Source organism: Pontibacter sp. BAB1700 (assembly GCF_000277005.1).
GTDB lineage: Bacteria > Bacteroidota > Bacteroidia > Cytophagales > Hymenobacteraceae > Pontibacter > Pontibacter lucknowensis.
The window spans coordinates 1-7,829 of the sequence record NZ_AKIS01000096.1 but is presented as its reverse complement, the minus strand read 5'-3'; the positions used below and the strand labels follow the sequence as shown (position 1 = coordinate 7,829).

7 protein-coding genes are annotated in these 7,829 nt (G+C 50.1%); 3 read left to right on the top strand and 4 right to left on the bottom strand.

The features are described from left to right. Positions 1 to 307 precede the first annotated feature (307 nt). Positions 308 to 3,127, top strand: coding sequence for an alpha-amylase family glycosyl hydrolase (locus O71_RS11825; protein ID WP_007656977.1), 2,820 nt, complete (start codon positions 308 to 310; stop codon positions 3,125 to 3,127). Positions 3,128 to 3,226: 99 nt separating this feature from the next. Here O71_RS11825 and O71_RS11820 read toward each other — a convergent pair whose 3' ends face one another. The 3 genes from O71_RS11820 to O71_RS25665 form a co-directional block, all read right to left on the bottom strand. Beyond that, positions 3,227 to 4,681 (bottom strand): M48 family metalloprotease, encoded by a 1,455-nt coding sequence (locus tag O71_RS11820; RefSeq protein ID WP_040574216.1) that lies wholly within the window; start codon positions 4,679 to 4,681, stop codon positions 3,227 to 3,229. Positions 4,682 to 4,813: 132 nt separating this feature from the next. After that, positions 4,814 to 5,428, bottom strand: a complete 615-nt coding sequence (locus O71_RS11815) for an intradiol ring-cleavage dioxygenase (RefSeq protein WP_237717825.1) — start codon at positions 5,426 to 5,428, stop codon at positions 4,814 to 4,816. Next, positions 5,340 to 5,732: a GNAT family N-acetyltransferase gene (locus O71_RS25665; RefSeq protein WP_007656972.1), complete on the bottom strand. Its 393-nt coding sequence runs from the start codon at positions 5,730 to 5,732 to the stop codon at positions 5,340 to 5,342. Before O71_RS25665 ends, O71_RS11815 begins: the two co-directional genes overlap by 89 nt. Before the next feature lie 302 nt (positions 5,733 to 6,034). On the opposite strand from O71_RS25665, the gene O71_RS11805 reads away from it, so the two are divergent. Continuing rightward, positions 6,035 to 6,922 carry a hypothetical protein gene (locus O71_RS11805; RefSeq protein ID WP_155800839.1) on the top strand — a complete coding sequence of 296 codons (888 nt, stop codon included), beginning with the start codon at positions 6,035 to 6,037 and terminating at the stop codon, positions 6,920 to 6,922. Positions 6,923 to 7,089: 167 nt separating this feature from the next. Continuing rightward, entirely contained in the window at positions 7,090 to 7,551 is a 462-nt protein-coding gene (locus tag O71_RS11800; protein ID WP_051017754.1) for a DUF4268 domain-containing protein, read from the top strand. 7 nt (positions 7,552 to 7,558) lie between these two features. Here O71_RS11800 and O71_RS11795 read toward each other — a convergent pair whose 3' ends face one another. Beyond that, on the bottom strand, positions 7,559 to 7,789 hold the full coding sequence (locus O71_RS11795; RefSeq protein WP_040574217.1) for a DUF3820 family protein: 231 nt from the start codon (positions 7,787 to 7,789) through the stop codon (positions 7,559 to 7,561). Positions 7,790 to 7,829: the final 40 nt, after the last annotated feature.

The window sequence follows — 7,829 nt, the reverse complement described above, 5'->3', positions numbered from 1 at the left end:
AAACCCAAATTTTCCCGGGGAAATTTTTTCCCGGGGAAAAATTTTTGGGGCCCTTTTTCCAAAGGGGACCCCAAACTTCCTGCTCGTCCATGCGCGATTGCACCGTTTTTGAAACGGAGTACAACAATTATATTAGAATTTAATCGAAAATCATACCTTTAAGCTCTGAAAAATATACAAACTTATCTAGTGTTATAACACTAAAACCAAGGCAAAGGCATATTTTCAGGGAAATGTGAGAACTGTCTTTTGTGTCTCGTGCCTGCTGCTATACTTCTGAATTTCTTTTATCTATAATATCCCCTTTATGGCAAACCAATACCTCTACCGCTTTGTGGTGCTTTTTGTTTTCCTGTCCGGTATAGCCTGGCGGGTGCAGGCGCAGGCTGTGCAAACGATACCTGAGTTTCCCAACGGCGACCAGGAGATCACCCTCATTTTTGACGTGAAGCAGGCCAAAGATGGCCGTGCCACCGGGCTGCTGAAAAAGACGGACGATGTATACCTGTGGTCAGGCGCGGGCACTGTGGGTTCGACCGATGCTTTTCAGTACCAGCCAGCCGGGCAAACGAATTTTAACCAGCCTTTCAATCCGGGCAAGATGACCTCGCTCGGTGACGACCGCTGGCAAATCAAACTTACGCCCCGAACCTACTTTGGAGTGCCTGCTGGTCAGACCATCGATAAGCTGGGACTACTGCTTAAGAACGGCAACGGCACCGCTCAAACCGAAGACTTTATCATCCAGATCTACGACGGAAGCCTGCAGATAGCCTTGCGCGAACCTGAGCAGCGAAACTTCTTCGTAGATGCCAACAGTGCTATACCTGTGCGGGCTGTCATATCGTCGAAAGCCAGTGTAACGGTAAAGCTCGACAATACGATTGTATACAGCGCCAGCGATGCCGACGAAGTGCAGACCAGCATCAGTGCGGGCAATCAGGCGGGTGTGCAGCGCACTGTAACCGTAGAAGCAAAGCTGGGTGACGCCACAGCCACAGAAAGCTTTACCTTCCGTGTGAAGCCACAACCAACGGTCGCAGCGCTACCGGCAGGTATGCGGGATGGGGTGAACTATACCAGCGCCACCAGCGCCACCCTGGTGTTGTATGCGCCGCACAAGAGCTTTGTGTATGCCATCGGAGAGTTTAATAATTGGGAGAGCTCGCCGGAATACCTGATGAAGCGCACGCCTGATGGCAACCGCTACTGGATCGAGCTGAATAATTTGCCGGCAGGAGCGGAGGTGGCTTACCAGTACCTGGTGGATGGCACCCTGGCCGTGGCTGACCCTTACACTGAAAAGATACTGGACCCGGCCATGGACCAGTACATACCTGCCAGCACTTACCCTAACCTAAAAGCCTATCCGGAGGGAGCGGAAGGAATCGTATCGATCCTGCAGACAAACCAGCAAAGCTATACCTGGAAAGTGACAGACTTCCAGCGACCTGACCCTGAGAACCTGGTGATCTATGAACTGCACGTGCGCGACTTCATCGCGGCACGCAACTACCAGACCCTGGCCGACACCCTCTCTTACCTCAAAAGACTCGGCATAAACGCTATTGAGCTGATGCCGGTGATGGAGTTCTCCGGCAACGATTCCTGGGGCTACAATCCGATCTTCTTTTTTGCGCCTGACAAAGCCTATGGTACTAAGAACGACCTGAAAGCTTTCATTGACAAGGCGCATGAAATGGGCATTGCTGTGATACTGGACATTGTGCTCAACCAGGCAGATTACGAGTACCCCTATGTGAAAATGTACTGGGACGGCAATCAGCCGGCTGCCAACAGTCCCTTCTTCAACCAGCGGGCCACGCATCCTTTCAGTGTGTTCTTCGACTTCAACCACGAGAGCGAAGCCACCAAAGCCCTGGTGCAGCGCGTGAACCGCCATTGGATAGAAGAGTACAACATCGACGGCTACCGCTTTGACCTTTCGAAAGGCTTTACGCAGACCAATACCGGCGAGAATGTAAATGCCTGGAGTGCCTATGATGCCAGCCGCGTCTCCACCTGGAAGCGCATTTATGACGAGATCAGGAGCTATGATGAAACGGCTTACGTCATACTGGAGCACTTTGCCGATAACCAGGAAGAGAAGGAGCTTTCCAATTACGGCATGATGTTCTGGGGCAATCACAACCACGATTACCGCAATATGGCCAAAGGGGTGCAGGCCAATCCACAGGGCATTTCTTATAAAAACCGCACCTGGGAAAACCCATACCTGATCGGGTATATGGAAAGTCATGATGAGGAGCGGATCATGCATGACGTGCTCACCAATGGCAACCAAAATGGCAATTACAACACCCGCACCCTGAGCACTGCCCTTGACCGGGCCAAACTCGCTGCAGCTTTCTTTCTACCCATACCTGGGCCGAAGATGATCTGGCAGTTTGGAGAGCTGGGCTATGAGGTACCGATTGACCAGAACGGGCGTACTGGTCAAAAGCCTATCCGCTGGGAGTATCAGCAGCAGCCGGAGCGCCAGAAGCTCTACCAGGTATACGCCGAACTGATCAAGCTGAAACTGAATGAACCCGCCTTCAGCACCGACGATTTTGACCTCCAGTTGAATGGCCATGTGAAGCGCATCTCACTTTTTCATGAGGACATGCGTGTATTCATAGTTGGTAATTTTGATGTGAAGGTACAGCCGATCAATGCTAACTTTCCGATCGCCGGGGTATGGTATGACTACTTTACAGGCAGAGAAAATAACATAACGGACCCGGGGCAGGTGATGGAACTGCAGCCGGGCGAATTTCACATTTACACCACCAAAAAGCTCGAAACACCACAGCCCGGTTTGGTGCCATGGCAGGGGCTGGTGTTGTCAGCAGAAGAGGAACTGGCTGAAAGAGGTGTCACTGTGTACCCGAACCCCATGCAGGAAGCCACCCTGCTGCAGCTGGAAGGCGACTACCGCGGAACCGTACAAGTGCAGCTAGTGGATATGACCGGTCGCCAATTGCAGCAGGTTCGTTTCCTGAAGCATCAGCATAGCCACCAAGAGCAGCTAAGGTTACAGCGTCTGCCTGCCGGTATATACTACATGCAGGTAGAGCAGGGCGGTAAGAAATCGGTGCACAAACTGCTGAAAGTACAGAACTAAGCTAGACTGGCTATACCTGACAGCTATACCTTTGACAAAAGTAAAACGCCCTGCTTCATGTTCAGAAGCAGGGCGTTTTTTATACCTGAGCTTTAAATCTTATTTCCTCAATACCTTGATCATAGTGCCGGCGGGTACCTGGTCATTCAGTTGCATGCCGTTTAGCACAGCCAACTCATTGTGGCGGGCATCGGGCATGTTGTTGCTGCGCAAGGCCTGGGCCAGTGTAGTGGCTTTCGACACTGTTACAATGCTGATGCGCTCTGGCTGTCTGTTCAGCTTGTCGGGGTCTGACAATTCACGGAAACTCTGCATGCTGCTGCTGAACTGCTGAAAATAGGTATTAAAGTTCTGTGCAGTGGTGATACCCATCAGGCTGTAAATATTCCCCCCGTACTGTATAAAGTAGGTGAGCGTGCGCAACGGCTGCTGTTGCTGTTGTTGCTGTTGCTGCGGAGCAGGATCGGCTACTACCGCAATGGCAGGCAGTCCGTTTACAGTCACCTCCTTGCTTTCGACAGGCTGCAAATTATAGCGCTGCAGTGTTTGTTGGGCTGCCTCCGTTGGGTTGGCACCAGGAGCCAGGGTGAGCACCAACACGGCGCTCCCGTCCTTCGGGCCCATCTGCACCTGCTGCGGGGAATTCTGGTAGCCCCAGTTGGCTGGCATGTTGTACTGGAACTTCAGCACAGGATGATAGAATACGTTGTTCTCCACAAAGCCCTGTTTGGGGTCTTCTCCATAGATAAGCCCGTCAATCATTTTGAGGTAGTTGTTGCGGTTAACCTGGGCATTGGTCAGGTTCTGCTTCTTTTTTTCCTCAGCTGCCAGTTGGTGCACCGTATTGTAACGGTCGCCCGGGTCAGGGTGGGAGGAAAGGAAGGATGGCAGCGCCTGACCGCTTTCCTCCTGCTTGCGCTGCAGTGTGGTGAAGAAGTCGGCCATCTCGGAGGCGTCGTAGCCGATCTTAGTCGAGTATTCCACTCCCAGTCGGTCTGACTCGCGCTCGGCATCGCGCCCGTACTTGAGCATCAACAGCCCGAGTCCCTGCGACACCTCCTGGCCGTACTGCGCTACCGTAGGCGACAGGATCATACCAAGCAGCAGGCCACCCTGTGCGAGGATAGACTTGCTTTGCTGCTGGGCAGAATGGCGTGCGGTGATGTGCCCGATCTCGTGACCGAGTACACCTGCAAACTGCGCCTCATTGTTAAAGTGCGCCATGATGCCGCGTGTGAAATACACGTAGCCACCGGGCACGGCAAAGGCGTTGATCACAGGGGAATCTACAATCTTGAACTCGTAGTTGAGGTTGCTACGGTGTGAGATCTTGGCCATTTGCTGGCCTTTCTCACTGATGAAGCGCTGCAGGGCCGGGTCTTCGTATAGTCCAAACTCTGCTACTATTTGTGGGTCGGCTTCCTTCCCAAGGGCGATCTCCTGGCTCTCTGACATGAACATCACGTCTTTTTTACCCGTCACCGGGTTAGTCTGGCAGGAACTGCTTATCAGGAACACGGATGCCAATAATCCGGAAATTATGTTCTTTCTCATTGTTTTAGTTCTTTAGGCCGCTGTGCACCCTTCCAAAATGTAGGTATATCGCAGAGGCTGAATATGTAACAAGCAACGATAATACAATTTTTAAGTTGCGGGAAAGGCACTTTAGGTGCTGTCAGGCGGTTTTTAACGGGGAGTGTAATCAGGTATGTGAAGCCCCAGGGTGATATCCCGGTTTACAACAAAGGTGTTGCCCTGCCGCTGTATGGCCACGATGCCGGAGCCTCCACGTTCAGGTCTTTCCTGGCGGACTTTTGGGGTCAGGAGCGGATCGCCTTCAAACAGAAAATCATCCAGGTAGTATTCGTTTTTGTCCGGCTCTTTCACGGTGATGTGTATATGAGCCGGTTCTGATCGGGAAGGGTAGGTGCCGGGCTTGGTGGTGTAGAACGTATACCTGCCATCAGCCCCTGTCTTGATCCAGCCGCGGAGATAACCGTGCCGCCTGGCCCAGCCTTTTTCATCGCCTTTGGTAGGGTATAAACCTGTCTCATCAGTATGGTAAATGTACAGGATGATGTCCGGTGCCGGAGTTTTGCCATCGGGCAGGTATACGGTACCAGTTATTTTGAGCTTGGCTTGTGCTTCAGGATGAAAGCCAGGGAGCGTATCGGTAGGGGTAAGCTGCTTGTCGCCATACTCGTGCAATGCCTCACAGCCTTCGCATGGGCCTCCTACCTGCCGTGCAGGCTGCTGCTGGGCTTCCCGGTTGTCCTGCGCCTGGCAACTGGTACTCAGCACAAGTGCTAACAATATGATACCTGACTTTCCCATAGGGTCTATACCTTGTTACGCTCCATGTATAAAATTGGATAAGGTTTGCCCAGACTATCCAGCTCTGAGCGTCCAATGATGCGAAACCCATGCGCTGGTAAAATGCGACAGCTTGGGTGTTCTGTTCATTTACATCTACCTGACTTGCATGGCGCTCTTCCTCAGCATACTGCACCAGCGTTTTACCGATGCCTTCACCCCTGAATTCCGGAAAAACCTGATATCCTCTTCCTGAAGAAAATGACGCGTTGTCCGCACTGAAGCCTTCCACAGGTCAGCGAGCTCCAGGTAATCCGATTCGGTAACAGCCCTGTCAACCTGATAACTCATACGGCTTAGCGTTCTTGCTTTGGGGGCAGGGCTTTTACTGTGCTGTCGCCATTTTCATAGTATTGGATCATGATCATCTGCTGAGCCTTGTCTATCTGCCCGTCAGGGTAAAATTCGGTTGATTCGATAAGCGATTCAAACAATATTTTATATGTTAATCTAATATGAAATATAAATTTTACGTTTAATGTATAATCGGTATATTTAATTGTAAATCAAGCCTGTGTCTGTAACTGCTTCGCTATGAAATCAAACCTTTACCTCCTTTTGCTATCATGCCTTTTCTTAGGTGCCTGCGAAAAAGACCCAATTGTTGAAGAAGAACCATTAGCAACAGATTGTTTGGTGCAGCAGGTGATTAGTTATTATACTTCTGAGTATAACAAGCAGCCACAAAGCCGGATGAAACATGTGTTTTCTTATGATAACCAGAACAGAATCACGCAGATAGTGCGTACTGGTCTGGAAAGCAGCACTGCAGACTATGAGGCTGTTACGATCTATCATTATGATGATAAAGGAAGAATTGCGGAGGTAATACTGACCAGTACTTATGATGGCCCTGGTCATGAAACAATCTATACTTATGAGTATAATGAGCAGGGGCAATTACTGGTAAGGAGGCATTTCAGTGTAATTGTGAATTGCCCTACTGTTGAACTTGCGAAAGTAGAGTATACCTATGGGGCTACTAATGAGCCAGACTCATCAGCATTTCACTCGATGAGACCTTGGCAAGGCTCTGACTTATTCCATAATTTATCATTCAAATCTACGTATGCCAATGGTGTAATGACACGTGTAAAGACGTATCCTATCGATCCTGAATTTCAATTTCTGCCTTATGAAGATGATATCAGGTATGACACAAGGAAGGCGCCTTTCTCAGCATCCCCGGCACAGCCTGCCCCCATGCTGCAGTATGAAACTGACGGCTTCGTGTTGAATCTGCCTCAGCTTCATAATGTAACAAGCGTAACCAGGTGGAGTGAAGATGGCCGGATAAATTTTGCATACGATATACAGTATACCTACTCTGATAAAGGCTACCCACTAACAGCACGACAGAAATATTCGCAAGGCAACTTTGTAGAATATAACTTTGAGTATAGCTATACCTGCTCAAAGTAGGCACATGGTTGATAATGAAGGCATCTTACGCTAAACCGTAACCTTCGCCAGCTGTTCATTTTTTTCCAGACTATCCTGTGGTAATACAATGCAGAAACAGTAGCATCGGTACTACTGCTTAGCAGTATACCTTGCTAATCTACCGGGCAATTGCCAATTTTGTGATTATGTATACACGGGAACAGGCTTCTAAACTCAAACAGGCATTCTGGACAGCATTTGGGCAGTATATGGCGCCGGTGCTGTCGGCGGAGGGGATGCGTACCAACTGGATCAATTATAAGACAGGTCTGAAGAACGTGTACTTCCGCATGCAGGCTGATAAGAAAGAGGCCTCTGTTGCAATCGAGATGACGCAGCCTGACCCTGAGATCCAGCAAATGTTCTTCGAGCAGTTTGAAGCGTTGAAAGAGTTGTTGCACGACACGGCAGGAGAGGAGTGGACTTGGGACCTGCACACAGCTGACGAGTATGGAAAAGTAGTGAGCCGCATTTATGTAGAGCTAAAAGGCGTGAGTGTTTTCAATCAGAACGATTGGCCGACGCTGATTTCTTTTTTCAAACCCCGCATTATTGCCCTGGACGCCTTCTGGAACGACGCCAAGTACAGCTTTGACGAGTTGCGTTAGGTATAGCTTACCTGTTGCGCATCTGCCTTTTCAGTGGCTCCAGCAAATACTCCAGTCCGTTGATTTTGATCTCGTAAAGGGTAGCGAGTAACATGCCCAGCTTGCCGGGAGGAAAGCCTTCACGGGCAAACCACTCCAGGTAGGAAACGGGTAGGTAGCACAACACGGTGTCCTTGTACTTGCCAAAGGGCATTTTCATACGGACCAGCTCTGTGAGCATGGATGAGTCAGGTTGCATGGGCATGGTAGTTTCCCCAAAGATAAGGTATAGCTGACAA

Bases quoted from the DNA above. Each gene is read 5' to 3' on its own strand.
- O71_RS11805 (WP_155800839.1), top strand. From the start codon at position 6,035: ATGAAATCAAACCTTTACCTCCTTTTGCTATCATGCCTTTTCTTAGGT.
- O71_RS11820 (WP_040574216.1), bottom strand. From the start codon at position 4,681: ATGAGAAAGAACATAATTTCCGGATTATTGGCATCCGTGTTCCTGATA.
- O71_RS11800 (WP_051017754.1), top strand. From the start codon at position 7,090: ATGTATACACGGGAACAGGCTTCTAAACTCAAACAGGCATTCTGGACA.
- O71_RS11825 (WP_007656977.1), top strand. From the start codon at position 308: ATGGCAAACCAATACCTCTACCGCTTTGTGGTGCTTTTTGTTTTCCTG.
- O71_RS11795 (WP_040574217.1), bottom strand. From the start codon at position 7,789: ATGCAACCTGACTCATCCATGCTCACAGAGCTGGTCCGTATGAAAATG.